The sequence below is a fragment of the Nocardia sp. NPDC052001 genome (assembly GCF_040680615.1).
Taxonomy (GTDB): domain Bacteria; phylum Actinomycetota; class Actinomycetes; order Mycobacteriales; family Mycobacteriaceae; genus Nocardia.
The window spans coordinates 955,034-978,795 of sequence record NZ_JBFAXC010000002.1 but is presented as its reverse complement, the minus strand read 5'-3'; the positions used below and the strand labels follow the sequence as shown (position 1 = coordinate 978,795).

The following is a 23,762-nucleotide window of genomic DNA, read 5'->3' as shown; positions in this document are numbered from 1 at the left end:
GAACGCGCCATCCTGATAGGCATCGATGGTTCGAGCAATTGGCGGTGGCATATGCGAATCTCCGAGATCCTGCGTCGTAAAGGACCCGATGTGGTCACTGTTGCACCCGATGCGACAGTGCGGGACCTGATCAGAGTGCTGGCCGAGAATAACGTCGGCGCGGTCGTGGTGTCCGACGATGGTGAACACATCGTCGGCATCGCCTCCGAACGTGATGTCGTCCGCCGCCTGCACACCCTCGGCGCCGACCTGCTGGAGCGTCCGGTCTCGGAAATCATGACCGCGGTCGTCCACACCTGCTCACCCGACGACCGCGTCGAATCCCTCAACGAAACCATGACCGAACACCGAGTCCGCCACCTCCCCGTCCTCCAGGACGGCCTCATGGTCGGAATAGTCAGCATCGGCGACGTAGTGAAAAGCCAAATCTCCGAGCTCGAAACCGAACGCGAACACCTGGTCAGGTATCTACACGGCTGACGACTCGGGCGACGGGAGCATGCGCGCTCCCGTCGCCACCTCGGTGGCGGTGACCAGGTCGAGACGGAATTCGAGATCGGATGCGACGGCTGGGCCGTCGTGATGGGTGATGCCGCTCTCGGTGATGACGTAGTGCAGGGTGGTCTCACCGATATGAACGGTGGCGGTGCCCTGCGGAAGTATTTGGGCGACAGCGCGTCCCAGCGGCAGTGCGAACCAATGTGCACGGACCGCATCGGTAGGACGGCGCTCGCCGAGATGTTCGGTGCCCCATGAGGACAGCGCGTCCAGCGCCGGGCGCAGGGCCGCGCCGGCCGGAGTCAGTTCGTACATGGCCGTGGCCGCACGGGGACCGACCTTGTTGCGGGTCAGGATGTCGTCGCGTTCGAGTTCTTTGAGGCGGGCGGCGAGGACGTCGGTGCTGATGCCGGGGAGGTCGGCGAACAGATCGCCGTAGCGGCGGGGGCCGGAGCAGAGCTCGCGGACGATCAGGAGGTTCCAGCGGTCGCCGACTATGTCGAGGGCGCGGCTGACGGCGCAGTAGTGGTCGTAGCTTCGGCGGGGCACGGATCTACTGTAACTTCTAACTTGGAAAAACAAAGTGCAAACTTGGAAATTCCAAGTAAGGTATGCCGCAAGCGCATTCAGAAGGGACTTCCATGCAGGTCAAGCAGTCGAGCAAGCTGTCGGGTGTGTCGTATGAGATCCGCGGGCCGGTGGCCGAGCATGCGGCACGGCTGGAGGCGGAGGGTCATCATGTGGTGAAACTCAATACCGGCAACCCGCTGCCGTTCGGGTTCGAGGCACCCGCTGAACTGCTGCATGACATGGTGCGGAACCTGCCGGTGTCCAGCGGCTACTCGTCATCGAAGGGGCTGCTCTCGGCGCGGCGCGCGGTGGTGCAGTACTACCAGACGCTCGGGGTGACCGGGGTCGACGTCGAAGAGGTGTTCCTCGGCAACGGCGTGTCCGAGCTCATCATGATGGCCATGACCGCACTGCTGGAGAACGGTGACGAAGTCCTGGTTCCCGCACCGGATTTCCCGCTCTGGACCGCCGCCACCGCGCTCAATGGCGGCAAGCCCGTGCACTACATCTGCGATGAGGGTTCGGACTGGTTCCCGGATGTGGCGGATATCGAATCCAAGGTCACCGATCGCACTCGCGCGATCGTGCTGATCAACCCCAATAATCCGACGGGAGCGGTGTATTCGCCCGAAGTGGTGCGCGAGGTACTCGAGGTCGCGCGGCGGCACAACCTCGTGGTGTTCTCCGATGAGATCTACGACAAGATCCTCTACGACGATCTGCAGCACACCGCGACCGCCTCGCTCGCTCCCGATCTGCTGGTGCTGACCTTCTCCGGACTGTCGAAGTCCTACCGCGCGGCCGGATTCCGCTCCGGCTGGCTGGTGGTCTCCGGTCCGATCGAGCACGCGCAGAACTATCTCGAGGGTCTGACCATGCTCGCGGGTCTGCGGTTGTGCGCGAATGTGCCTGCGCAGCAGGCGATTCAGGCCGCGCTCGGCGGACATCAGAGCATCTACGACCTCACCCTGCCCGGTGGCCGCCTGCGCGAACAGCGTGACCGCGCCTGGGACGCGCTCAATACGATCCCGGGCGTCTCGTGCGTGAAGGCCAAGGGCGCGCTGTACGCGTTCCCGCGCATCGACCTCGATATGTATCCGATCCACGATGACGAGCAGTTCGTGCTGGACCTGCTGCTCCAGGAGAAGATCCACATCGTGCAGGGCACCGGCTTCAACTGGCCGCGCCCCGATCACTTCCGCATCGTCACCCTCCCGCACGCCGATGACCTGGAGGCGATCATCGAGCGCATCGGCCGCTTCCTGGCCACCTACAAGCAGTGAGCCGGACTCGAAAAGTTTTCGAGAAATGTCCGGAGATACGTCGAGGGGACGTGATCGGCTCCGACCTGTAGGTGAAACAAGCTCACCAACACCCCAGGAGCCCATCATGACCACCACCGTCAACACCTTCCTCTGGTTCGACAACCAGGCCGAGGAGGCCGCCGAGTTCTACACCGGCCTCGTCGCGGACTCCCGCATCACCGATATCTCCCGCGGCCCCGACGGCACGGCCTTCGTCGTCACCCTCGAACTCGCCGGGCACGCCCTGACCCTGCTCAACGGCGGCCCGGGCCACACCTTCACCGACGCCGCCTCCCTCCAGGTCGTCGTCGACGGCCAGGACGAGGTCGACCGCCTGTGGGCCGCCTTCACCGCCGACGGCGAGCCCGGCCCGTGCGGCTGGCTCACCGACAAATACGGCGTCTCCTGGCAGATCGTCCCCTCGGGCCTGCCCGCCCTGCTGAGCGGAATCGAACCCGCCCGCATGATGGCCGTGAACGCCGCCCTGCAAACCATGACCAAGATCGACCTCAAAACCCTGCAGGACGCGTACGACAACGCCTGACACCGACCAACGCAATTCGGCCGGTTCCCCGGAACCGGCCGAAGCGTTGTGCACCACTCTATTTGAGCGCCACCCGCGCGCCACCCGAGAACGCCGAGTCGTGCAGTTCGATGGCCGCCGGAATCGTCCCCTTGGGCACATCGAACGGGATCGACACCGATAACTTGTTCCCCGGATTGATTTCCGCCGTGAGGCTCGTATTCACGGCCAACTCCGCGGCCGTGTCATTGCTGTATTGCTTTCCCTGATCGTCGATCAGTTTCTGATTATCGCCGAAGTAGCTCTGCGCTTTGTCTCCGGTATTGGTGATATCGACGTGCACCACGACGTACTCACCCTGCGCCGTCTTGCGCAGAATCTCATTGTCGCCCAAGGCCGCAACGGCGGGATCCACCGAGGTGACAATGAAGGCGAACTTACCGTCACGCACCTCCGACCCCGCCGCGGCCGCCGACGTGCGCTTGTCCTCGCTCTTCGACACCTCGTGCGCCGTCGTGCTGAAAATCGCGACACACCCGCCGAAGAACAGGACTATTACCCCGAGCAGCACCCACGGCCATATCTTCCGTTTTCGCGGCGGCGGTGCGGGATACCCCTGCCCGTACACGGGCTGACCACCCGGAGGTGGGGGCGGGGGTTGTTGAGGATTCGACATGGCACCCTCGATTCACTATCCGGCAAGGGCCGACCCTCCCTTGCAGTGGGATCGATCAATGGTGCCAATTATGAACCGGCGCTTGAACTCCAACACGCGTTCCAGGAATTGGCCGATCTTTATGGCACGAATCGTCGCTAATGGGCCAACTTTTCGGACAAATCAGATAAGCAAATGACCAGTACCGCAATTGCGATGGCACCGCCGCAGACCAGGACGGTTGATGGGGAGGTGCGATCGAGGAGTAGGCCGCCTGCCAGGGCTCCGGCGCAGAAGGTGGCTTGAAATGAGGCGGTGAACAGGGTTGAGGAGACCTCGGCGTGGTCGGGAACTGCGGTGGCGAACCAGGTTTGGAGGATGACGGGGATGCCGCCGTATCCGATACCCCAGACGGTCAGCAGGGCGGCCGCGGCGAATTCCCAGTGGCCGAATACCGGAAGGAGTAATAGGGCGGCTGCCATCAGGGTCGCGGCTGCTCCGAGTGCGGCGCGTGGGCTGCGGCCGACCAGGTTGCCGCCCAGGAAGTTTCCGGCGATGCCCGCGATTCCGTAGATCAGTAGCAGTGCGGTGACGTTGCCGACGCCGGTGACCTGTTCGAGGAAGGGGGTCACGTAGGTGTAGGTCCCGAATTGGGCTGTGACGATGAGAAGCGTTGCGAGGAGGGCGAATCGGGTGCCTGCGGCGGTCAGGCCCGTGCGCAGTGTCGACCAGCCGAGTTCCTGATGCGCGGGAAGTGCGGGGACCGCGCAGGCGAGCAGTGCCAGCACCGCCGCCGACAGGATGGCCAGCACCACGAACGCGGCTCGCCATCCGGCGATATCTCCTATGAACGTCCCCACCGGGACACCCAGTACCGAGCCCAGCGGCACCGCGGCGAAGATCACCGCTGTCGCCCGCGCCGCGGCTTCCGGCGGCACCAGCCTGCTCGCCAATCCCGCTGCGATGGACCAGTACCCGCCGATGGTGATTCCGAGCAGCACCCGAGAAGCCAGCACCATCCAGAACACCGGAGCGACGGCCGCGATCAGATTGGCCGCCACCAGCAGGAGGGTGCAGACTATGAGCAGGTGTTTGCGGTCGACCCGCGCGCCCGCGACGCTGACCACCGGGGCCGAGATGGCGGCGAGCAGGCCGGGCATGGTCATCATCAGCCCGGCCATACCGTCGGACACGGTGAAATCCGCGCCGATCGCGGTGAGCAATCCGATCGGCAGGATCTCGGTTGTCACGATCGCGAAGATGCCGAGCATGACCGCGAGGACGCCGAGCCATCGGACGAATCCCGGCTTGGCGACCGAGGAAGGTGCGAGAAGTATGGACACGCAGTCCACTTCACCAATCCGATGATCCGATCACCGGCGGTTCCCGGCCACCATAGTTCGCGGCGTCACCGGGGAGGGGGTGGCGCCGCGCGGCCCTCGCTTCGCGGTGATCGACCGGCTGATCGGATGGTCAGTCCGAGTCGGGCTGCTGGTCCAGTGCTTCGATCAGAGTGCCGAGCGATGACATGAGCGCCTCGCGCTGCGGCTGATCCAGATTGCCCATCGCGGCGGCGAAGCGCTGGATGCGGGCCGAGGTGAGGCCGGTGACCAGGTTGTGCGCCTGGGCGGTCGCGCTCAGCAGTTGGGCGCGGCCGTCCTCCGGATCGGCTTCGCGGACGATATAGCCCGCCTTCTCCAGGCCCGTCACCATGCGGGACATGGTTGGCGCGCTGACCCTTTCGATATTGGCCAGATCGCTGAGCCGCATCGGCCCGCCGCGCGCCACCGAGGCCAGCGCCGATGCCGCGCCCGGACTGAGCGAACCCAGGTCACCCGAATGGCGCAGCAGCCGGAGCAGGCGGCCGATGGTGTGGTAGAGCTCGGCCGCCTCGGTCAGCTGATCGGGGTCGGCGACACTCGTGTGCTGGTGCAGTGCGGCCTCCTCGATCAAGGGTCAGATTCCCGCGCGGTCGGCTTCGCGGAGTTCTTCGGCTTCGTCGGGAACCTTCCCGCTGCCCGCGAACCACGATGCCACCGCACCGATCAGCATCATAAGTGCGGCCGCGAGGAATACGACCACCAGACCCGAGTGGAAGGGGCCGGAAATCAAGTGCGGGAAGAACTCCTGGCCGGTCAGCACGTCGGAGTTCACGCCCGGCTTGTCGAGCGTGCCGCTCGGGCCGAGCAGTTCCTTGAACGGGTTATAGCCCAGGAACGTCGCGAAGAGGCTGCCGACGGGCGGCATATCCGCGATCTGACCCGCCACCGCGGGGGAGACGCCCTGTTCACGCAGCCCGGAATCCATTGCGCCGGGCAGAGTTCCGGACAGGCCGACGATCATGAGCGAGAAGAACACGCCGATCGACAGCGCCATGCCACCGTTCATGAGGGTGCCGCGCATACCCGAGGCCACACCGCGCTGCGATGCCGGGACCGATGACATGATCTCCGCGGTGTTCGGCGAGGTGAAGATGCCGGTGCCCAGACCGTTCAACAGGATGATCAGCGCGAACAGCCAGTAGTTGAAGTCCACCGGAATCACCACGAGCAGTACGAACGTGACCGCCGCCAGCAGCAGGCCACCGGCCGCGAAGTACCGCGCGCCGTATTTATCGCTGAGCCAGCCCGAGATCGGTCCTGCCACCAGGAATCCGGCGGTCAACGGCAGCATGTAGATGCCGGCCCACAGGGGAGTGGATTCGAAGTCGTAGCCGTGCAACGGCAACCAGATGCCCTGCAACCAGATGATCAGCATGAACTGCATGCCACCGCGTCCCACCGAGGCCATCAGGCCCGCGAGATTACCGAGCCCGAACGCGCGATTCTTGAACAGCGACAGCTGGAACATGGGCTGTGCGACCCGGGATTCGATGTAGCAGAACAGCACCAGCAGCGCGATACCGCCGAATACGGCGGCCAGCACCAGCGGGTTGTCCCAGCCGGTCTTCGAATCACCGTGCGGCTGAATGCCATACGTGATGCCGGTGAGCAGTGCGGTCAGACCGAGCGCGAAGGTGATGGTGCCCGGCAGATCCAGCGATCCGGCGGTGCGCATGCCATTGTCGTGCAGCGATCGATACGACCACACCGTGCCCAGGATGCCGAACGGAATGGTGACCCAGAAGATCGCCTTCCAATCCCACTCGGACAGAATGCCGCCGATGAGCAGGCCGAGGAACGAACCGGCAACGGCCGCAACCTGATTGATGCCCAGCGCCACACCGCGTCGATTCGCCGGGAACGCATCGGTGAGGATCGCGGCGGAGTTCGCCATCAACATGGCACCGCCGACGCCCTGCACCACTCGCCAGCCGATCAGCCAGATGGCTCCCGCCCCGTGTGTGAACGGATCGAATGACAGCGCGACCGCGCAGATCGTGAACACCACGAACCCGAGGTTGTAGATCTTCACTCGCCCGAACATGTCGCCGAGCCGCCCGAACAGCACCACCAGCACGGCCGAGGTGAGCAGGAAGCCCATGAGCAGCCACAGCAGATAGCTGACATTGCCGGGTTCCAGCGGATTCAGATCGATGCCGCGGAAGATCGCGGGCAGCGAGATGATGACGATCGAGGAGTTGATGGTCACCATCAACATGCCCAGGGTGGTGTTCGACAACGCCACCCACTTGTAATGCGGATGATCCCGATCCACCCGGAGCCGCCTCCGAATGGTCTGGACATCACCGCTGTCGAGGTCGGTGGTCGGCGCACCCATGCAGAGCCTCCAAAACTGAATCGAACGAACTCGTCCAATATAGTTGCATAAGGCTAACTAACGAAATGGTGACGTGTCCCACTGACCGGATCATGCCCCGGACATGGGTGAACAGAGCGGTGGCGGCACCGCGCGATGATCAGCGTTCGGTCAGAGCGTGAGCTGCTCGGATTGCCAGTCGCGGCCGAACAGCGAGAGCTGCGGCGAGGCGGACTCGACATCGGCATTGAGACTGCGCAGGCAGCGCACGCAGGTGACGGCGGCTCGGGTCGGCTGCAACGCCGACGGCGACCATCCCGCGACGCCGGTGTGGCACAACAGTTCCGGGACTTCCTCGGTGCCGAACCAGGTGCCCAGGCCGACCGCGTGCACGGTGCGGCCGTTGCGGACGATGGCGTGCACCCCGGGGTCGCCGAATTTCGCCCGTGCGGTTGCGGCCAAGGGGGCGATATCGGTCATGAACTGGACCATACGGACGCCCTACGACAAACTACGACAACTTCGCCGTTGGGGACCGCTATCGCTGGTCTATCGGACCCAGGACGGGCTCGATATCCAGCACCTGCGTCCCGTCCACCGCTTCCAGATCGCGGACGCGAGGTGCACCCTCGTCACCCTGTCGTGGCGCGGCGTCGAGCTCGGTCAGCGGGGATTCCACGCGGCCGCTGGGATGAAACATCTGATCCGCCATGGTCGATACCTCTCGTTTGGTTTGCCATTGCGATACTGCCATCGCCGATCACGCAGCAGCACAACATCTTCGAAGATTCTCGGCGAGGGATACGCTGGGTCGCCACACAAAGGAGATGGAGCGTGGAGTTCCCGCTGTACGGCGTCGCCGACGACCGTGTCGAGGCCGCACTGACCGATATCGATCGGCGAATCTGGAAGTCCTGGTACACGATTCGATACGACTCCCGCGATCCGGTTACGGAGCTGTGGGGGATGGTCGACGCACTGCTGGACTACGTCGGAGCGGAATCGATCAAAGACCGCGGTGTGCACGCCGAGCCCGCGCGTATCGCGATTCGCACCGCCGCCGAAGCCGCGTTCGGGGCGATCTGTCTGGAGCGGTGGCCCGGCGGCAATCAGGACATTCGATTGCTGATGATCAATGAGGCCATCTCCTCGGAGAGGCAGGATTTCCGCCATCTGACCGAGGGGATCCCGGCGGTGTCCCGATGGATGGAGTCGTACTGGTTGATGATCCTGGGCGGACAGGTCGCCCTGCAGGGCGCGGTCCTGGTAGAGGATCACGCACCGGAGGTAGCCGACGTTTGCGGCGACAGCGTCGAAGGGCTGGTCGTGATGGCGCTGTCCGCGTATATCGCGGGACCGTTTCCGGAGTCTTACATATGCCTGCCTCCGCCCGCCGTTCGACAGCATCACCTCGATCGCCTGGCAGCGGTACCGGTCACCGCGGGTTCGGAGGCCGGAATGCTGCGGGCGCTGCTGGCCGATGACGAAGCGGCCTTCGAGCAGGAGCGGGAGAAATGGCTGGCCTGGCATCGCGAGCAGTTCGGCGCCGATCCGGAGCCGCGCGATCTGCTGCCGCTGCCCGTGATGGGGTTGACCGCGCTGGCCGTGCACGCGCACGGGTGGCGGGCCCAGGCCGACACCGGCTGGCTGCCGCCTGGCCTCCCCATCGAGATCGACGGTGTTCCCGCCGTACTGACCGTCTCGGTTCCGGCGCATCCGGGCGAACGGCGGAGTACGTCCCAGCTCGCACGAACCCTGAGAAATCTTGTCGCCGACGCGATCTCGAACCTGGCGCGATCACCCCGGTCCATCTTCTCGGCGTTCGCTTTGGCGGAGTTCTCCCTGCGGGCACAGTGCGCTGCCTACTCGCACGGGGACAGCCCGCACGAGGCGCGCATGGCGGCCATCCACGCCTTGCAACTGGGCTGCGCGATGCTGGAGCTCACCGCACGCACCGAAGGCATCGTCGAATGCGAGATCGACGGCTACATCCATCGCATTCCCGCACTCGGACCGTGCTCCGAGCAGCGGGTCGAGCATTGGACGACGACCTTCTACCTGGGCCTGATCTGCGCGGATCCGGAACGCTTACAACAGCTTTCCCGCATCCCGATCGCCTCCCTGCGCTCACCCCGCGTCTTCGAGGAAGAGTTCCACTTCCGCTGGGCGCAGACGCTGCAAGCCTGGTTCGCCGATGAGCCCGACTGGACCGAGCGGCTCGGCGAGGCGATCACACTTTCCCGGCCCGAAGTCGCGACAACCGTCCCGACCGACTACCTCAACCTGATCCTCTACCAGCCGATAAACCTCTTCCACATCCTGCACCGCCGCGACGAGCGCGCCTTCAACGACGCCCTCACCCGCGCCCTGCGCCTGCACCGCGACTACTGGACCGACAAGGAACACCCCGAAACCCTCGAAGCCGACCTCGCACTGGGCCCCCTCGCCATCGCCTGCCTCGCCCAGGACTGCGGCCACGCCATCAACGTGCGATCCGACTACCTGCCCCATGTTCTGCTACAGCGAGGCTGGCCGCAGGACTACGGAATCAGCATTGGGGCGTAATGAGATTCGAGAACAATCCGGCTACGCGTCGAGCATGGTGGCGGTCAGTTCGGCGAGACGGCGCGCATTGGCGGGGTCGAGGGTCGGGAAGTCCAGGGGTATCCGGCGGCCTCGATCGATCGCGGTGAGGGGTGCTTCGGGTGGGTTGTCGATCAGGCCGTGCAGGGGCGCGATGGCGGTTGACACCGATTGCGCCGCCAGCCGGGAGAGCACACGCAGCAACAGTCTGGTCGGGGGATTGAGGGTGGAGTGGTCGCCACTGCGAGTGAAGCCCGGGTGGTAGAGGATGAAAGGGATTGGATTGGGGGATTTTTCGGCGTAGGAGACGGCTAGGAGATCGTTGGCTCGGCCCGCTTGGAGTTGGGCGGTGATGGGGGTGTATCGGCCGGAAAGGTTGGGATCGGACCAATTGATGCCGCCCTTGGTGACACCTACTCCGGCGATGCTGACGATGACCGGGGAGGGACCGTGCGCCAGCAGTGGGGTTAGGCCATGCGCCAGGAGGTACCTGCTGAGGTAATAGAGGGCGAAAGTGTGCTCGAACCCTTCGGGAGTCAGGACGCGTTGAGGTAGAACGCGATTGGCGAACAGCAGGAGGGCGTCCACGGTGGACGCAGTCTCGTTCACCCGATCGATAACCCGGTTCACCTCGGCAGTCGAGCTCAGGTCGGCGCGCAAGAAGGTCAGGTTGTGGGCGGTTGGCGACGCCGCCCCGATCAGCGATTCACCTTTGGCGGGATTGCTGCCTATCGCGATTACGCGGTCACCGCGGGACAGGCGAGACAGGGCGAAGGCGCGGCCCATTCCGTCTGTACCTCCGCTGATCACAACGGTTTTCGGCATATGTCCTCCATTAGGCTCGGGGTGTACCTCGATCCTCGGGGAGGTGCGGTGATGGCGAAAGAAGGCACTCTCATGTCCGATACGCACACGAATGTGCCCTCCATGGTGGCCACGCGGTTGCCCGATCGGATACCCGCCGGGGAGTACGAGGCGTGTCCGGTCACCGAGGTGGCGCGGCGGATCGGTGACAAGTGGACGATGGTGGTGCTGGCGCTGCTGGGTGGGCGCGCGTATCACTTCAATGAGTTGCATCGCGCTATCGAGGGCATCAGTCAGCGCATGTTGACGCGGACGTTGCGGGCGCTGGAATCGGATGGGCTCGTCGAGCGCACCGTGCTGCCCACCGCGCCGCCGAGCGTTGAATATCGGCTCTCGCCGCGTGGCGAGTCACTGCTTGTTCCGTTGTCGGCGCTGGCGGATTGGGCCGTCAGTAGCGGCGGTAGCCGGGATTGAAGGCGCGGCGGCGGGAGCGCACGAAGAGGAAGAAGAACAGGGGGAAGATGAAGAAGGGGAAGATGTGCGTGGTGGCGGCCAGCACCACGGCGAGGATCAGGACCGAGATCAGGGCTACCGGGACGAGAGCGCGGGGTGGGCGAGGGGGAGTCTGGGTTGTGGGCGGGCGGATCGGGGCGGCCTGGGGGAGGTCGGTGAACAGGACCGAGAGCTCGGCTGTGGTTTTGGCGGCGTAGGCGCGGGCTACCCGGTCGTCGTATTCGTCGACGTCGAGGCGGCCGGCGGTGAAATGTTTGCCGAGGGCTTCGGCGGCTTGCTCGCGTTCGGCCGTGCCCACGCGCAGGGCGGGCGGTCCGAATACCGCGGGGCTGAAATCGGTCATGTCCAACCACCTCACCGGGAGAATCAAATTCGCTGTCCACCACAGTAGGCCGAAAATCGAGGGTCGGCTTGCGACCCCGGGCGTATTCCGGTGTACGACCGTGGGCGTACGCGGCCCGGATCAGGCGGCGCGGAATGCTTTCTCGCCTACTCGTTCCGGATCGGTGATGTGGGACAGGAACAGGCGGGCGGCCGGGGTCGGTGTGCGGGTGGTGACGGCATGCCAGGGTCGGGTGAGTGGCGTGCCTTCGATCGGCAGTACTTCCAGATGGCGGTCCGCGAGGTCGTTCTCGATGGCGTCGCTGTGGATCAGCGTGATGCCCAGACCTTCTCGCGCGGCCGCCAGCGCCGCGCCGTGGGTGCCGAGAGTCAGTGTCGGAGGGCGTATTTGGAGTCTGTCGAAGAGCGCGAGGGTGGTGTCGCGGGTTCCCGAGCCCGCACCGCGCAGGAGCCAGGTCGCCTCGGCGGGATCCGGCCAGCGCCCCGGCGCGCCCACCACGACCAGCTCGCAAGGTCTTCGGGCGCGGGTGACCAGCCCGGCCTCACGTGGTGGACGCCCGGCGATCACGAGATCGGTTTCGTGGTGGGTCAATTCGACGAACAGCACGTCGCGGGGCTGAATCGACAATCCCAGCTCGATATCGGGGTACCGGTTCCGGAACGAGGCCAGCAGCCGCAGCAGCACGTACTCACCGGCCGTGGCCACCACCCCGATGCGTAGCCGCCCGGTCTCGGCTTCGCGCACCGCCGCATGCGCCTCCTTCATGAGTCCGAGGATGCTGCGGCAATAGTCGGCGTACACCCGCCCGGCTTCGGTGAGCGCGATACCGCGCCCGGATTTCGCAATCAGTTTGGCGCCCAACTGTTTCTCGATGTGCGCAACCGCCGCCGACGCGGCGGCTTCGGTGATGTGTAACTGCGCGGCGGCCCGCCGGATACTGCTGTGCCGGGCCACGGCGAGAAACGTTTCCATGCGGACAGCGCTCACCGTACCCATCGTCAAACGGTAGCAAACACGACAAAATGGTTGAGGGAGACGAGAAACAATCGAATTGTTTGTCGATAACACTGCCGTCATCCTGGGAATCGCAAGTCGCCCAACCCCCTTCGCAGGAGGAATGATGGCCGTAACCGATGATCAGGATGGCACCCGCGGCCGGTGGGATCCGGGCGTACAGTCCTACGCGTCGATGGGATACTACAACCCCGACTATGAGCCCAAGGACACCGATGTCCTGGCCGTCTTCCGGGTCACCCCGCAGAAGGGCGTCGACCCGATCGAGGCCTCGGCCGCCGTCGCGGGCGAATCCTCCACCGCCACATGGACTGTCGTGTGGACCGACCGCCTCACCGCGCACAGCCGCTATCAGGCCAAGTGCTACCGCGTCGACGAGGTACCGGGCCGCCCGGGCGAGTACTTCGCCTATGTGGCATACGATCTCGACCTCTTCGAAGAGGGTTCGATCACCAATCTGACCTCCTCGGTCATCGGCAATGTATTCGGTTTCAAACCGCTGGCGGCATTGCGCCTGGAGGACATGCGAATTCCCGTTGCATACGTGAAGACCTTTCAGGGTCCGCCGCACGGAATCGTTATGGAACGGGAATACCTGAATAAGTACGGCCGCCCGCTGCTGGGCGCGACGGTGAAACCGAAACTCGGTCTCTCGGCCCGCAACTACGGCCGCGTGGTCTACGAAGCCTGCCGGGGCGGACTCGATTTCACCAAGGACGACGAGAACATCAACTCGCAGCCGTTCATGCGCTGGCGCGATCGCTACCTGTACGCCATGGAGGGCGTCAATCGTGCGATCGCCGATACCGGTGAGCTCAAAGGGCATTACCTCAATGTCACCGCCGCCGATATGGAAGATATGTACGAGCGCGCGGAATTCGCCAAATCCCTCGGCAGCGTCATCATCATGATGGATCTGACGGTCGGCTACACCGCCATGCAGTCGATGTCCAAGTGGGCCAGGCGCAATGGCATGCTGCTGCACCTGCACCGCGCCGGTCACTCCACCTACACCAGGCAGAAGACGCACGGTGTGAGCTTCCGCGTACTGGCCAAGTGGTGCCGCCTGATCGGCGTGGATCACCTGCACGCGGGCACGGTCGTCGGCAAGCTGGAAGGCGATCCGCATACGGTCAAGGGCTTCTATGACACGTTGCGGGACAATCACGTTCCCGCGAATCCGGCCAATGGCATCTTCTTCGATCAGGATTGGGCGAGCCTGCCCGGCGTCATGCCGGTGGCCTCCGGCGGTATTCACGCCGGGCAGATGCATCAGCTGCTCGATCTGTTCGGCGATGACGTCTGCCTGCAATTCGGCGGCGGCACCATCGGCCATCCCATGGGTATCGCCGCGGGCGCGGAAGCCAATCGCGTCGCTCTCGAGGTAATCGTCAAGGCGCGCAACGAAGGTCGCGATCTGCTCAAGGAGGGCCCGGATATCCTGCGCCGCGCCGCCGAGACCAATCATCCACTGGAAGTCGCGCTCACGACCTGGGGTGATGTCACCTTCGACTACACCTCCACCGACGCACCCGACGCCATTCCGACCGCAACACGCTGAAAGGCGGTGAACCGCAATGCAACTGCGACACGGCACCTTCGCGCACCTGCCGGATTTCAGCGATGAGGAAATCGCGGCCCAGGTCCGCTATGCCCTGCTCAACAATTGGCCGGTATCCATCGAATACACCGATGATCCGCACCCGCGCAATGTCTACTGGGAGATGTGGGGCCTGCCCCTGTTCGACCTGGACGAGCCCGACGGCGTGCTCGCCGAGATCAATGCCTGCCGCGCCACCTTCCCGCGGCACTATATCCGGGTCAACGCATACGACGCCACCTACGGGCGGCAGAGCACCGCGCTGAGCTTCCTGGTGCAGCGGCCCGCCGAGGAGCCGGGCTTCCGGCTGGAGCGCACCGATGCGGCCGATCGCAGTCAGCGCTACGGCTACCACGCGTACGCCCTGGATGACCGTCCCGGCCAACGTTACGGCGGCTGAACATAATTCGGATCGGGAGGACCTATCGTGAGTACAGCGCATCCCGCGGTTCCGGGCGATCGGGCACCTGCAGCCGGCCGCTCGGGCAACGGGTTCCAAATGCATCGGCCCGGGGCCACGAACCCCGCACCGCTGCGCGGATCGGCCGCCGACCCCTCGTCACCGCAGGATGCGGCGGCCGACCATCTAGCCGATGACGCGCTGCTGGACCTCTCGACCGATATCGCGGGCAAGGATGTCGAGGACACCCTGACCCGCCTGGACGCCGAACTCATCGGATTGGCCAATGTGAAGCGCCGGGTGCGGGAGATCGCGGCACTGCTGCTCATCGACCGCGCCCGCCAGCGCTTCGGCCTGCAGGCCACCCGGCCCACCATGCATATGAGCTTCACCGGCGGGCCGGGCACCGGTAAGACCACGGTCGCCCTGCGCATGGCCGAGATGCTGCATTCGCTCGGCTATATCCGTAAACCCAAGGTGCACACCGTCACCCGTGATGATCTGGTCGGCCAGTTCATCGGGCACACCGCACCCAAGACCAAGGAAGCTCTCGCCAAAGCCGCCGGGGGCGTCCTGTTCATCGATGAGGCGTACTACCTGTTCCGCCCGGAGAACGAACGCGACTACGGCCAGGAGGTGATCGAGATCCTGCTGCAGGAGATGGAGAACGAACGCACCTCCCTCGTGGTCATTTTCGCGGGCTATCCGGATCGCATGGACACCTTCTTCTCCGCCAATCCGGGCCTGTCCTCACGGGTGGCGCACCATATCGAATTCCCGGATTACACCCATGCGGAACTGCTGGCCATCGCCGAGCTCATGGTGGCCCAGGAGAACTTCCACTTCGATACCGCGGCGACGCAAGCGTTTTCGCGCTATCTGGAACTCCGCATGACCCGCCCGCGCTTCGCCAACGCCCGCAGCGTGCGCAATGCCCTGGACCGCTGCCGGCTGCGCCAGGCCAAGCGGCTCGTCGAACTGCACCGGCCGTTGAGCCGGACCGATCTGATCACGTTGACCGACAACGACGTCTACGGCAGCAGCGTGTTCGCGGACGCCACCGCACCGGAGGTGGCCACCACGTGAGGAATTGAGCAGGGGTATGCCTGAAGGTCTGAAAACCCTCACCCGCTACACCATCGAGCAGGAGCACCGGCACCCCGGATCATCGGGGGAGTTCTCGGCGCTCCTGAACGTATTGGCCACCGCCACCAAGATCATCGCGAATCAGGTGACACGGGGCGCCATCGTCGGGTCCCTCGGCGCCTACGATCCGGATAATCTGCCGGTGACCGTGCATCGCAAGATGGATGCCATCGCGCACGACATCATGGTGGCCGAAAGCCAGTGGAGCGGACCGCTGTCGGCGCTGGTGTCCGAGCAGATGCGTGAGTTCCACGCGGTGCCCTCGGAAGTGCGGCGCGGTAAGTACCTGCTCGCCTTCGACGCCCTCGACGGTTCCAGCAATATCGATGTGAACCTGCCCGTGGGAACGATATTCAGCGTGCTGCGCGCTCCGGAGGACGGGCGGGCGGCCATCGCCACGGACTTCCTGCAACCCGGCGTACAACAGGTGTGCGCCGGGTTCACGCTGTACGGGCCCGCCACCATGCTGGTGCTCACCACCGGCAATGGCGTGGACGGCTTCACCCTCGATCGCGAGGTGGGCGCGTTCGTGCTCACCCACCCGCGCATGCGAATCCCGGACGACACTTCGGGTTTCGCCATCAACGCCGCCAATGAACGCTTCTGGGAGCGTCCGGTGCGCCGCTATGTCCACGAATGCCTCCAGGGCGTCGAAGGCCCGCGCGGCCGGGATTTCAATATGCGCTGGGTCGCGTCGCTGGTCGCGGACACCTTTCATATCCTCACCCGCGGCGGGCTCTACATGTACCCCCGCGATACCCGCAATCCCGACCGCCCCGGCCGGGTCTCACTGCTGTACGGCGCCAGCCCGATCGCCTTCATCGTCGAACAGGCGGGCGGCGCGGCCACCACCGGACACGAGCGAATCCTGCAGGTGCAGCCCAATGAGCTGCATCAGCGGATTCCGTTCATCTTCGGCTCGCGCAACGAGGTCGAGCGCATCGAGCGCTATCACTCCGAACCCGATGAGGGGCCGAGTTTCGACGCCTCACTGTTCGGATCGCGCTCGCTCTTCCGCCCGGCCCGTTAGCGGCGAAATCAGCTGTCCGGCAATCCAGGAGGTGCCATGTCGGTCAAACATCCCGTGGTCGCGATCACCGGGTCATCCGGTGCGGGAACGACCAGCGTCACGCGGACCTTTCAGGAGATATTCCGCCGCGAGGGGATCAGCGCGGTCATCGTCGAAGGGGATTCGTTCCATCGCTTCGACCGCAATGAAATGCAGTTGGCCATGGCCGAAGCCGAGCAGAATCGCAATCTCGGATTCTCGCACTTCGGCCCGGAGGCGAACCTGCTCGGGGAATTGGAACGGCTCTTCCGCGACTACGGCGAAACCGGGGTGGGCGCGGTCCGGCGCTATCTGCACGATGAGGGCGAGGCCAAACCCTATGGGCAGCCGCCGGGTACGTTCACCCCCTGGGAGGAACTGCCGCCGGGCAGCGATCTCCTGTTCTATGAGGGATTGCACGGAGCCGCCACCACCGAGGGCATCGATGTCGCGCAATACACCGATCTATTGGTCGGGGTGGTGCCCATCATCAATCTGGAGTGGATTCAGAAGGTGCACCGCGACAAGACCGAACGCGGTTACTCCAGTGAGGCCATCATCGATACGATCCTGCGCCGCATGCCCGATTACGTGAAACACATTTGCCCGCAGTTCTCCCGGACCTATGTGAACTTCCAGCGGGTGCCGACCGTGGACACCTCGAATCCGTTCACCACCCGCTCGATTCCGACCGCGGATGAGAGTTTCGTGGTCATTCGCTTCGCCGATCCGAAGGTGATCGATTTCCCGTATCTGCTGTCCATGCTGCACGATTCGTTCATGTCGCGGCCCAACAGCATTGTGGTGCCGGGCGGGAAAATGGACCTCGCCATGCAGCTCATCTTCACCCCGCTCATCCTGCGGCTGATGGACAAACGGCCCAAGCGATTGCGCTGAAACGGCTCGGGACAAAAGAATCCGGCGGCCGCTCTCCGAGGAGAACGACCGCCGGGAGGTGAATTCTATTGCGTCAGAGCGCCTTCGGGACGTCCTTCGCGCCGCTCTTGACCGTGAACGCGCTGAATATCTCCATGATGCCGATGAAGATCAACCACCAGCCCGCCACCAGGGTCAGGGTCAGGATCGAGGTGAACGGCACCGCGATCAGCCAGCCACCACCGATCACCAGCATGATGCCGAAGAAGATCGCCCAGCCGCGGCCCGGCATACCGTCCGCGGAGATGCCCGCGATCAGCGAGGAGACACCGCGGAAGATCCAGCTGATACCGATCCAGATGGCCAGCAGCAGGACCGCGGTGGCCTCGCCCTTGTCGCGCCAATTATGGAAGCATAGGAAGCCCAGGATCAGCGAAAGAATCGCGCTGATGAAGGACAGGATTCGCATTCCGGCGCTCAGGTGCACGCCGAAGGCCGCGATGAGTTGGAAGAGCCCGGACACAATCAGATAGACGCCGAAGAGAACGCCCGCCACCAGAATGGTTTTGCCGGGCCAGGCCAGGATCAGGATCCCCAGCACCACCGAGAGGATGCCGGTGACCAGGATCGACTGCCAGGCGCTCCGGGCCAGAGCATGCACCGGCCCTTCCATAACTTCCTCTTTGCTGGTTGTCATGTTTCGGAGAATATGCCCAGCTAAGTCACTTTGCGGTTAAGTTGCCCGGTGTGGTGTCAGGTTGTGATGCGGCGCAAGCGACGTCGGTTCGGCGTTTCTCCTCGTTCCGGCAGTAGCGCACATCGGCTCGCCAGGTGTAAATCGCGACCAACATCGATCCCACGACCGCCGCATCCAGCATGTATTCACCGGACACCGGAATACTGACCAGTCCGCCGATGAGCGCGCCGAGCGCGAAAGACCCGTATTGCACGGCATATCCGGCCCAGTCGCGCACCGAACCGCCGCCCGCCACATGCCGCTCGATACCCTGCGCGAGTTTCACCAGCGTGCCGGTGACATAACTGACCGGAATGGATACCTCACCGTTCTTCACGAAAGAGGTGTTCAGCGCGCCCATTCCGAAGGCGACGGCCAGAATCGGCGTCAGGCCGATACCGCGCTCGCCGAGAATGTGATCGCCGATGGCGGCCACCATCAGCGCGGCGGTGGCGAGCATGGTCGCGCCATGGGGGTGGTTGCGCCACCAGTACCGGCGGCACAGCGAGGCCACGAAAACGCCCAGTACGAAACAGCCGATGAGCAGGGCGGCACCTGCGGCCAGGGTGTGATCGCCGACGAAATTGCCGATGATGGCGCGTTCGGTATTGCCGGTCATGAAGGTGACGAAATAGCCCGCGGAGTGGGCATAGGCGGCCGCGCCGATGTATCCGGCGAGCATCGACAGGACAGAGGACAGTCGGGTCTCGAGATCCCAGAAGGGACCCGGTGAGACGCCCTGGCTGGCAGTCATGGCAACAGGCTAGCAACCAATTCTGAGGTCTTCCTGGATGTCCGGATCGCCGAGGACGCGGCGGCTCGGTGGTGCGGTACAGTACTGATGTTAACCGGAATTCACATCCGGTAGGCAGGTACGAACAAGGAGAAGCCATGACTTCCGCCGTCATAGTCGACGTCGTCCGCACGCCCTCCGGAAAAGGGAAATCCGGTGGTGGACTGTCGGAAGTGCATCCCGCGACCGTCTTCGCCGGGGTCCTGGAGACGCTCGTCGAACGCACCGGAATTGATCCGGCGCTGATCGATGATGTGATCGGTGGTTGCGTCACACAATCGGGTGAGCAGGCGTTCAACATCTCCCGGACGGCGGCGCTGGCGGCCGGATTTCCGGAAACTGTGCCGGCCACCACAGTCGATCGCCAGTGCGGGTCGAGCCAGCAGGCGGCGCACTTCGCGGCGCAGGGCGTGATCGCCGGGGCGTACGATATCGCCATCGCCGGTGGCGTGGAATCCATGTCACGCGCACCCATGTTCTCCAGCGCGCAGGGTAAGGACGCCAATCGCGCGCCGCTGGCGCACCGGTACCCGAATGGGCTTGTGCAGCAGGGCATCGCGGCCGAGATCATCGCCGCGCGCTGGAAGTTCGATCGGGCCGCACTCGATGAATTCGCGGCGCGGTCGCATCAATTGGCCGCTGCCACCACGGCTTCCGGCGGATTCGACAATGAGATCGTCGCCGCGGGCACGCTCACCGCCGATGAGACGATTCGGCCGACCACCTCGGTCGAGGGCCTGTCCGGGCTGAAGCCCGCGTTCACCGACGCCGAGTTCAAGGCTCGCTTCCCGGAGATCGAATGGTCGATCACCCCGGGCAATTCGTCACCGCTCACCGACGGCGCGTCCGCCGCGCTGATCATGAGCGAGGAGAAGGCGAATCAGCTCGGTCTGAAGGCGCGGGCGCGGTTCCACTCGTTCGCGGTGGTCGGAGATGATCCGCTGCTCATGCTGACCGCGGTCATTCCGGCCACCCGCAAGGTGCTCGCGCGAGCGGGATTGAGCATCGACGATATCGACGCCTACGAGGTCAATGAGGCGTTCGCGCCGGTGCCACTGGTGTGGGCGCATGAGCTCGGCGCGGATCCGGCCAAATTGAACCCGCGCGGTGGCGCGATCGCGCTCGGGCATCCGCTCGGCGCGTCCGGGGTGCGCATTCTGGCGACCATGCTGAACCACCTGGAGCAGACCGGCGGGCGCTACGGCCTGATGACCATGTGCGAGGCGGGCGGGCTCGCCAACGCCACGATTATCGAACGCCTCTGATCAGGCGAGAGTAAACCCGTACTCGCGCAGCCTGATTCGAATCGAGGGCTGATCACGACCGCCGGTCGGCCGGAGTCCGCGGCAGACCGGCGGTGCCGGCTCCGGCATGGGCGGGCCTGGGTTCGCGTCTCGGCCGGGCGCGAGATTGTCGGTGCGCCGTCGTACCGTGGTCTCGGTTTGATCGACGGCGGAGGTGGGTGTGGTGCGGGTTTCCTGGGATCAGGTGTTCGCATGGCGCATGGGGCGGCAGTTCATCGACGCGCGCGACGGGGCGAATGCCATTGCGGTGGTGGACCGCCTCGCCGGGGTGCAGGCGCAGGTGACTTCGGCGGCCGAAACCGCGGTGGCGCTACGGACGGCGGAGGGCAGGCCCGGTGCGGTCGTCACGGCACTGGGCGATAGGAAGCTGGTCAAGACCTGGGCGATGCGCGGCACCCTGCACGCGCTCACACCCGATATCGCGGCCGGGGTGCTGTCCCTGATGGGGTCGGCCCGAACCTGGGAAAAGCCCTCCTGGACAAAGAATTTCGGCGCGACGCCGCAGGACATCGCCGCCCTGGTGGCGGCGGTGGGGGAGATTCTCGACGGGACCATCCTCTCGCGCGACGAATTGGTCTCCGCGATCGTCGCCGAACCCCGATTCCATCCGCTCGAAGAGCAACTTCGGTCCGGCTGGGGTGCGGTGCTCAAACCGCTCGCTTGGCAGGGCGCGCTGTGTCACGGCCCGGCGGACGGTAATTCGATCACCTTCGCCAGCCCGGCGCATCTGATCCCCGGCTGGAAAGGGATTCCCGATCCCGATGCCGCCGCACCGGAGATCATCGCGGCATACCTCGGGGCCTACGGCCCGGCCGCGCCGGAGACCTTCGACGCCTGGCTCTCGCGCGGCAGTATCAAGAAGCCGGTACTGCGCCGCTGGTTCGCCGAATTGGGCGACCGGATCACCGAAGTCGAGGTGCAGGGGCGCACGGGTTACGTCCTCACCGAACACGCCGATGCCCTCGCCGCCACCGAACCCGCACATTCCGTCCGGCTCCTGGGCGCATTCGATCAATACGTACTCGGCCCCGGAACCGCGGATACCGCACTGCTTTCCGCCGAACATCGCGCCAAGGTGAGCCGCACCGCGGGCTGGATCTCCCCGCTGGTATTGGTCGACGGCGGCATCGCCGGGACCTGGGAGGTCTCCGGCACCGACCTCATCGTCTCGATGTTCGACGATGCGCCCGCACCGCTATCGGAGCTATCGGCGGAGGCCGCTCATATTGCGCGCGCGATGGGCACCTCGGATCTCACCGTCTCGGTGAAATAGACCCGGTCTCAGTGACCGGCGGTCGGCAGCAGATCCGGGCTGTGCGCACCGGGGCCGAGCTGTAGTCGCAGGTCACGACGCCGTACGTGCTCGCCGCAGGATGAGCACACCGGCTCGACGGTCATGGTGTGGCCGCAGCCCCTGTGCACGGTCTCGATCGGCGGGCCGTCCGGGGCGGCGAAGGTGTCGCCCCACTGGCGCATGGCGGCGATGACCGTCCAGAGCGCGCGGCCCTTCTCGGTGAGCCGGTAGTCGTAGCGCGGCGGGTTCTCCTGGTACGGCTCACGCGTCATGATGTCTTGCGCCACAAGGTATTCCAGGCGCTGGGTGAGGACATTGCGGGCGATGCCCAGGCGTGAGCGGAAGTCATCGAACCGGGTGACCCCGAAGAGCGCGTCGCGGACGATCAGCAGCGTCCACCATTCGCCGACGGCTTCCAGGCACTGGGCGATGGAGCAGTTCATGTCCTCGAAGCTGGTTCGGCGCATACCTCCACCATAGTCGGTTGCTTGAAAGAACTCACCCGGCTATGGTGCGTTTCATGATGCAACTCACTGGTCCGCCGGACCTGATGACAGGGGACAGATCGTGAATACCGTTGTGGCCGAGCCGGACCGCAAGACCGTCGATTCACGGCTGGTGCTGGGCATCGTCGCCATCGGCGTACTGCTGTCCAGCCTGGATCTGTTCATCGTCAACGTGGCGCTGCCCGAGATCGCCGCGGACTTCAGCGGCTCGAATATCTCCGGGCTGTCCTGGGTGCTGAACGCCTACGCCATCGTGTTCGCGGCGCTGCTGGTGCCCGCCGGGCGACTGGGTGATCGCGGCGGGAACCGCACCACCTTCCTGGTCGGACTCGGGCTGTTCATCCTCGGTTCGGCGCTGTGCGCGGTGGCCTGGAATACCGGTGCGCTGGTGGGTTTCCGGGTGGTGCAGGCCATCGGCGGCGCGATGCTCACCCCGGCCTCGCTCGGGCTGGTACTGGCGGCGACCCCGCCGGAGCGCCGCGCCATGGCGGTGCGGCTATGGGTCGCGTTCGGCGGTCTCGGCGCGGCGCTGGGTCCGGTATTGGGCGGGTTGCTCGTCGAAATCGATTGGCGCTGGGTGTTTCTGGTGAATGTGCCGATCGGGCTCGCGGCGCTGGTCGTCGGCTGGCGACTGCTGCCGAATCCGGCCGGTGACGGCGGTGCGCTGCCCGACGGGTTCGGCGCGCTCATGCTGGTCGCCTCGGTGGCCGCGCTGATCCTGGCGCTGGTGAAGGGCGAGGATTGGGGCTGGGGTTCGGCCGGGGTGATCGGGGGACTGGTCGCGGCGTTCGTGTTCGGGCTCGCCTTCGTGCTCTCGTCGCGGCGGCATCACAGTCCGGTGGTGGATCCCGCACTGCTGCGGCTGCCGAACTTCGCTCTCATGGTGGGCAATTCGATGCTGTTCAATATCGCCTTCGCGGGCATGCTGCTCTCGGTGGTGCTGTGGGCGCAGAACGTGTGGGGGTGGTCGGCGCTGCAGACCGGACTGGCCATCGCACCGGGGCCGCTGGTGGTGCCGATCGTGGCGGTGCTGGCCGGAAAGGTCATCGCCAAGCTCGGTGCGGGGCCGGTCATCTTGCTCGGGGGCGTGCTGTTCGCGGCCGGAATCCTATGGTGGACAGTGTCTGTCACGCTGACGCCGAACTTCGCGGGCGGTCTGCTCGGGGGCATGCTGCTGACCGGACTCGGCGTCGGCCTCACCCTGCCGACCAGTTTCGCCACCGGCACCGCCGGGTTGCCGCCGCAGCGATTCGCCACCGGCTCAGCGGTATTGAGCATGGCGCGTCAGCTGGGATTGGCCATCGGCGTGGCGATTCTGGTCGCGGTGCTCGGCACCCCGGCCGGACCGGTCGCGACGCTGGAAGCGTTCCAGCGCGGCTGGTACGTCATCGCCGGCGCCGCTGTCGCTGCCGGAATCGTCGGTCTGGCCGCACGACTGCCGCGACCGACCGCCTGATTCGCATCGGCGGCACCCGCACATCCGACCGGAGGCGGGTGTCGCCCCGGCACATCTCAGGGCCGGACTCAGGGGTTGTCCCGATGGTCCGGGCGCA

Annotated in this window: 26 protein-coding genes; 13 read left to right on the top strand and 13 right to left on the bottom strand. The window is 65.1% G+C overall.

Annotated elements, in window-relative coordinates; translation table 11 throughout:
- Window positions 1-51: 51 nt before the first annotated feature.
- Window positions 52-480, top strand: coding sequence for a CBS domain-containing protein (locus AB0L82_RS12835; RefSeq protein ID WP_364634510.1), 429 nt, complete (start codon window positions 52-54; stop codon window positions 478-480).
- Here the strand turns inward: AB0L82_RS12835 and AB0L82_RS12830 are convergent.
- Complete coding sequence (locus tag AB0L82_RS12830) at window positions 469-1,047, bottom strand: helix-turn-helix domain-containing protein (protein ID WP_364634507.1); 579 nt, start codon at window positions 1,045-1,047, stop codon at window positions 469-471. The genes AB0L82_RS12835 and AB0L82_RS12830 overlap by 12 nt on opposite strands.
- A gap of 92 nt (window positions 1,048-1,139) precedes the next feature.
- On the opposite strand from AB0L82_RS12830, the gene AB0L82_RS12825 reads away from it, so the two are divergent.
- A complete protein-coding gene (locus tag AB0L82_RS12825; RefSeq protein ID WP_364634504.1) occupies window positions 1,140-2,351 on the top strand; it encodes a pyridoxal phosphate-dependent aminotransferase in 1,212 nt (403 codons plus the stop codon).
- Window positions 2,352-2,457: 106 nt separating this feature from the next.
- Window positions 2,458-2,916 carry a VOC family protein gene (locus AB0L82_RS12820; protein ID WP_364634501.1) on the top strand — a complete coding sequence of 153 codons (459 nt, stop codon included), beginning with the start codon at window positions 2,458-2,460 and terminating at the stop codon, window positions 2,914-2,916.
- Between the two features lie 58 nt (window positions 2,917-2,974).
- On the opposite strand, the gene AB0L82_RS12815 is transcribed toward AB0L82_RS12820, so the two are convergent.
- From AB0L82_RS12815 to AB0L82_RS12790, 6 genes are all read right to left on the bottom strand, one after another.
- Window positions 2,975-3,571, bottom strand: coding sequence for a DUF4352 domain-containing protein (locus tag AB0L82_RS12815; protein WP_364634498.1), 597 nt, complete (start codon window positions 3,569-3,571; stop codon window positions 2,975-2,977).
- Between the two features lie 137 nt (window positions 3,572-3,708).
- Window positions 3,709-4,893 (bottom strand): MFS transporter, encoded by a 1,185-nt coding sequence (locus tag AB0L82_RS12810; RefSeq protein ID WP_364634495.1) that lies wholly within the window; start codon window positions 4,891-4,893, stop codon window positions 3,709-3,711.
- Between the two features lie 130 nt (window positions 4,894-5,023).
- The gene (locus AB0L82_RS12805) at window positions 5,024-5,503 is read right to left on the bottom strand and encodes a MarR family transcriptional regulator (protein WP_364634492.1); all 480 of its coding nucleotides are present in this window, start codon (window positions 5,501-5,503) and stop codon (window positions 5,024-5,026) included.
- A gap of 3 nt (window positions 5,504-5,506) precedes the next feature.
- Window positions 5,507-7,270 carry an MFS transporter gene (locus AB0L82_RS12800; RefSeq protein ID WP_364634489.1) on the bottom strand — a complete coding sequence of 588 codons (1,764 nt, stop codon included), beginning with the start codon at window positions 7,268-7,270 and terminating at the stop codon, window positions 5,507-5,509.
- 150 nt (window positions 7,271-7,420) lie between these two features.
- Window positions 7,421-7,729: a hypothetical protein gene (locus AB0L82_RS12795; protein ID WP_364634485.1), complete on the bottom strand. Its 309-nt coding sequence runs from the start codon at window positions 7,727-7,729 to the stop codon at window positions 7,421-7,423.
- Between the two features lie 58 nt (window positions 7,730-7,787).
- Window positions 7,788-7,961: a hypothetical protein gene (locus AB0L82_RS12790; RefSeq protein WP_364634482.1), complete on the bottom strand. Its 174-nt coding sequence runs from the start codon at window positions 7,959-7,961 to the stop codon at window positions 7,788-7,790.
- 122 nt (window positions 7,962-8,083) lie between these two features.
- On the opposite strand from AB0L82_RS12790, the gene AB0L82_RS12785 reads away from it, so the two are divergent.
- Entirely contained in the window at window positions 8,084-9,814 is a 1,731-nt protein-coding gene (locus AB0L82_RS12785; RefSeq protein WP_364634479.1) for an Imm49 family immunity protein, read from the top strand.
- A 21-nt stretch (window positions 9,815-9,835) separates the two neighbouring features.
- Here the strand turns inward: AB0L82_RS12785 and AB0L82_RS12780 are convergent, their stop codons facing one another.
- Complete coding sequence (locus AB0L82_RS12780) at window positions 9,836-10,657, bottom strand: SDR family NAD(P)-dependent oxidoreductase (protein WP_364634476.1); 822 nt, start codon at window positions 10,655-10,657, stop codon at window positions 9,836-9,838.
- A gap of 51 nt (window positions 10,658-10,708) precedes the next feature.
- Here AB0L82_RS12780 and AB0L82_RS12775 point away from each other — a divergent pair, with 51 nt between their 5' ends.
- Window positions 10,709-11,110, top strand: a complete 402-nt coding sequence (locus AB0L82_RS12775; RefSeq protein ID WP_364634473.1) for a helix-turn-helix domain-containing protein — start codon at window positions 10,709-10,711, stop codon at window positions 11,108-11,110.
- Here the strand turns inward: AB0L82_RS12775 and AB0L82_RS12770 are convergent.
- Both AB0L82_RS12770 and AB0L82_RS12765 read right to left on the bottom strand, forming a co-directional pair.
- The gene (locus AB0L82_RS12770; RefSeq protein WP_364634470.1) at window positions 11,085-11,492 is read right to left on the bottom strand and encodes a DUF1707 domain-containing protein; all 408 of its coding nucleotides are present in this window, start codon (window positions 11,490-11,492) and stop codon (window positions 11,085-11,087) included. The genes AB0L82_RS12775 and AB0L82_RS12770 overlap by 26 nt on opposite strands.
- A 120-nt stretch (window positions 11,493-11,612) precedes the next feature.
- Window positions 11,613-12,488 carry a LysR substrate-binding domain-containing protein gene (locus AB0L82_RS12765; RefSeq protein WP_364634467.1) on the bottom strand — a complete coding sequence of 292 codons (876 nt, stop codon included), beginning with the start codon at window positions 12,486-12,488 and terminating at the stop codon, window positions 11,613-11,615.
- 124 nt (window positions 12,489-12,612) lie between these two features.
- Between AB0L82_RS12765 and AB0L82_RS12760 the strand changes: the two genes are divergently transcribed.
- From AB0L82_RS12760 to AB0L82_RS12740, 5 genes are read left to right on the top strand one after another with little or no spacing between them, the layout of a single operon-like run.
- Window positions 12,613-14,067, top strand: a complete 1,455-nt coding sequence (locus AB0L82_RS12760) for a form I ribulose bisphosphate carboxylase large subunit (RefSeq protein ID WP_364634464.1) — start codon at window positions 12,613-12,615, stop codon at window positions 14,065-14,067.
- A gap of 16 nt (window positions 14,068-14,083) precedes the next feature.
- Window positions 14,084-14,506 (top strand): ribulose bisphosphate carboxylase small subunit, encoded by a 423-nt coding sequence (locus AB0L82_RS12755; protein ID WP_364634461.1) that lies wholly within the window; start codon window positions 14,084-14,086, stop codon window positions 14,504-14,506.
- Window positions 14,507-14,533: 27 nt separating this feature from the next.
- On the top strand, window positions 14,534-15,592 hold the full coding sequence (locus tag AB0L82_RS12750) for an AAA family ATPase (RefSeq protein ID WP_364634458.1): 1,059 nt from the start codon (window positions 14,534-14,536) through the stop codon (window positions 15,590-15,592).
- Between the two features lie 16 nt (window positions 15,593-15,608).
- Window positions 15,609-16,682 carry a class 1 fructose-bisphosphatase gene (locus AB0L82_RS12745; protein ID WP_364634455.1) on the top strand — a complete coding sequence of 358 codons (1,074 nt, stop codon included), beginning with the start codon at window positions 15,609-15,611 and terminating at the stop codon, window positions 16,680-16,682.
- 36 nt (window positions 16,683-16,718) lie between these two features.
- A complete protein-coding gene (locus AB0L82_RS12740; RefSeq protein ID WP_364634452.1) occupies window positions 16,719-17,597 on the top strand; it encodes a phosphoribulokinase in 879 nt (292 codons plus the stop codon).
- Window positions 17,598-17,670: 73 nt separating this feature from the next.
- On the opposite strand, the gene AB0L82_RS12735 is transcribed toward AB0L82_RS12740, so the two are convergent.
- Window positions 17,671-18,273, bottom strand: a complete 603-nt coding sequence (locus AB0L82_RS12735; protein WP_364634449.1) for an HdeD family acid-resistance protein — start codon at window positions 18,271-18,273, stop codon at window positions 17,671-17,673.
- Window positions 18,274-18,298: 25 nt separating this feature from the next.
- Window positions 18,299-19,066 (bottom strand): YoaK family protein, encoded by a 768-nt coding sequence (locus tag AB0L82_RS12730; protein WP_364634446.1) that lies wholly within the window; start codon window positions 19,064-19,066, stop codon window positions 18,299-18,301.
- Between the two features lie 137 nt (window positions 19,067-19,203).
- On the opposite strand from AB0L82_RS12730, the gene AB0L82_RS12725 reads away from it, so the two are divergent.
- Together AB0L82_RS12725 and AB0L82_RS12720 are read left to right on the top strand one after the other, a co-directional pair.
- On the top strand, window positions 19,204-20,370 hold the full coding sequence (locus tag AB0L82_RS12725; RefSeq protein ID WP_364634443.1) for a thiolase family protein: 1,167 nt from the start codon (window positions 19,204-19,206) through the stop codon (window positions 20,368-20,370).
- Window positions 20,371-20,572: 202 nt separating this feature from the next.
- Window positions 20,573-21,682: a winged helix DNA-binding domain-containing protein gene (locus tag AB0L82_RS12720; RefSeq protein WP_364634440.1), complete on the top strand. Its 1,110-nt coding sequence runs from the start codon at window positions 20,573-20,575 to the stop codon at window positions 21,680-21,682.
- 8 nt (window positions 21,683-21,690) lie between these two features.
- Here AB0L82_RS12720 and AB0L82_RS12715 read toward each other — a convergent pair whose 3' ends face one another.
- Entirely contained in the window at window positions 21,691-22,170 is a 480-nt protein-coding gene (locus AB0L82_RS12715; protein WP_364634438.1) for a helix-turn-helix domain-containing protein, read from the bottom strand.
- Between the two features lie 100 nt (window positions 22,171-22,270).
- Here AB0L82_RS12715 and AB0L82_RS12710 point away from each other — a divergent pair, with 100 nt between their 5' ends.
- On the top strand, window positions 22,271-23,665 hold the full coding sequence (locus AB0L82_RS12710) for an MFS transporter (RefSeq protein WP_364634435.1): 1,395 nt from the start codon (window positions 22,271-22,273) through the stop codon (window positions 23,663-23,665).
- Window positions 23,666-23,762 lie beyond the last annotated feature (97 nt).

Coding starts and splice junctions, on each gene's coding strand:
- AB0L82_RS12835 (WP_364634510.1), top strand. CDS start 52: ATGCGAATCTCCGAGATCCTGCGTCGTAAAGGACCCGATGTGGTCACT.
- AB0L82_RS12825 (WP_364634504.1), top strand. CDS start 1,140: ATGCAGGTCAAGCAGTCGAGCAAGCTGTCGGGTGTGTCGTATGAGATC.
- AB0L82_RS12820 (WP_364634501.1), top strand. CDS start 2,458: ATGACCACCACCGTCAACACCTTCCTCTGGTTCGACAACCAGGCCGAG.
- AB0L82_RS12815 (WP_364634498.1), bottom strand. CDS start 3,571: ATGTCGAATCCTCAACAACCCCCGCCCCCACCTCCGGGTGGTCAGCCC.
- AB0L82_RS12800 (WP_364634489.1), bottom strand. CDS start 7,270: ATGGGTGCGCCGACCACCGACCTCGACAGCGGTGATGTCCAGACCATT.
- AB0L82_RS12795 (WP_364634485.1), bottom strand. CDS start 7,729: ATGACCGATATCGCCCCCTTGGCCGCAACCGCACGGGCGAAATTCGGC.
- AB0L82_RS12790 (WP_364634482.1), bottom strand. CDS start 7,961: ATGGCGGATCAGATGTTTCATCCCAGCGGCCGCGTGGAATCCCCGCTG.
- AB0L82_RS12780 (WP_364634476.1), bottom strand. CDS start 10,657: ATGCCGAAAACCGTTGTGATCAGCGGAGGTACAGACGGAATGGGCCGC.
- AB0L82_RS12775 (WP_364634473.1), top strand. CDS start 10,709: ATGGCGAAAGAAGGCACTCTCATGTCCGATACGCACACGAATGTGCCC.
- AB0L82_RS12770 (WP_364634470.1), bottom strand. CDS start 11,492: ATGACCGATTTCAGCCCCGCGGTATTCGGACCGCCCGCCCTGCGCGTG.
- AB0L82_RS12765 (WP_364634467.1), bottom strand. CDS start 12,488: ATGGGTACGGTGAGCGCTGTCCGCATGGAAACGTTTCTCGCCGTGGCC.
- AB0L82_RS12760 (WP_364634464.1), top strand. CDS start 12,613: ATGGCCGTAACCGATGATCAGGATGGCACCCGCGGCCGGTGGGATCCG.
- AB0L82_RS12755 (WP_364634461.1), top strand. CDS start 14,084: ATGCAACTGCGACACGGCACCTTCGCGCACCTGCCGGATTTCAGCGAT.
- AB0L82_RS12745 (WP_364634455.1), top strand. CDS start 15,609: ATGCCTGAAGGTCTGAAAACCCTCACCCGCTACACCATCGAGCAGGAG.
- AB0L82_RS12740 (WP_364634452.1), top strand. CDS start 16,719: ATGTCGGTCAAACATCCCGTGGTCGCGATCACCGGGTCATCCGGTGCG.
- AB0L82_RS12735 (WP_364634449.1), bottom strand. CDS start 18,273: ATGACAACCAGCAAAGAGGAAGTTATGGAAGGGCCGGTGCATGCTCTG.
- AB0L82_RS12730 (WP_364634446.1), bottom strand. CDS start 19,066: ATGACTGCCAGCCAGGGCGTCTCACCGGGTCCCTTCTGGGATCTCGAG.
- AB0L82_RS12725 (WP_364634443.1), top strand. CDS start 19,204: ATGACTTCCGCCGTCATAGTCGACGTCGTCCGCACGCCCTCCGGAAAA.
- AB0L82_RS12715 (WP_364634438.1), bottom strand. CDS start 22,170: ATGCGCCGAACCAGCTTCGAGGACATGAACTGCTCCATCGCCCAGTGC.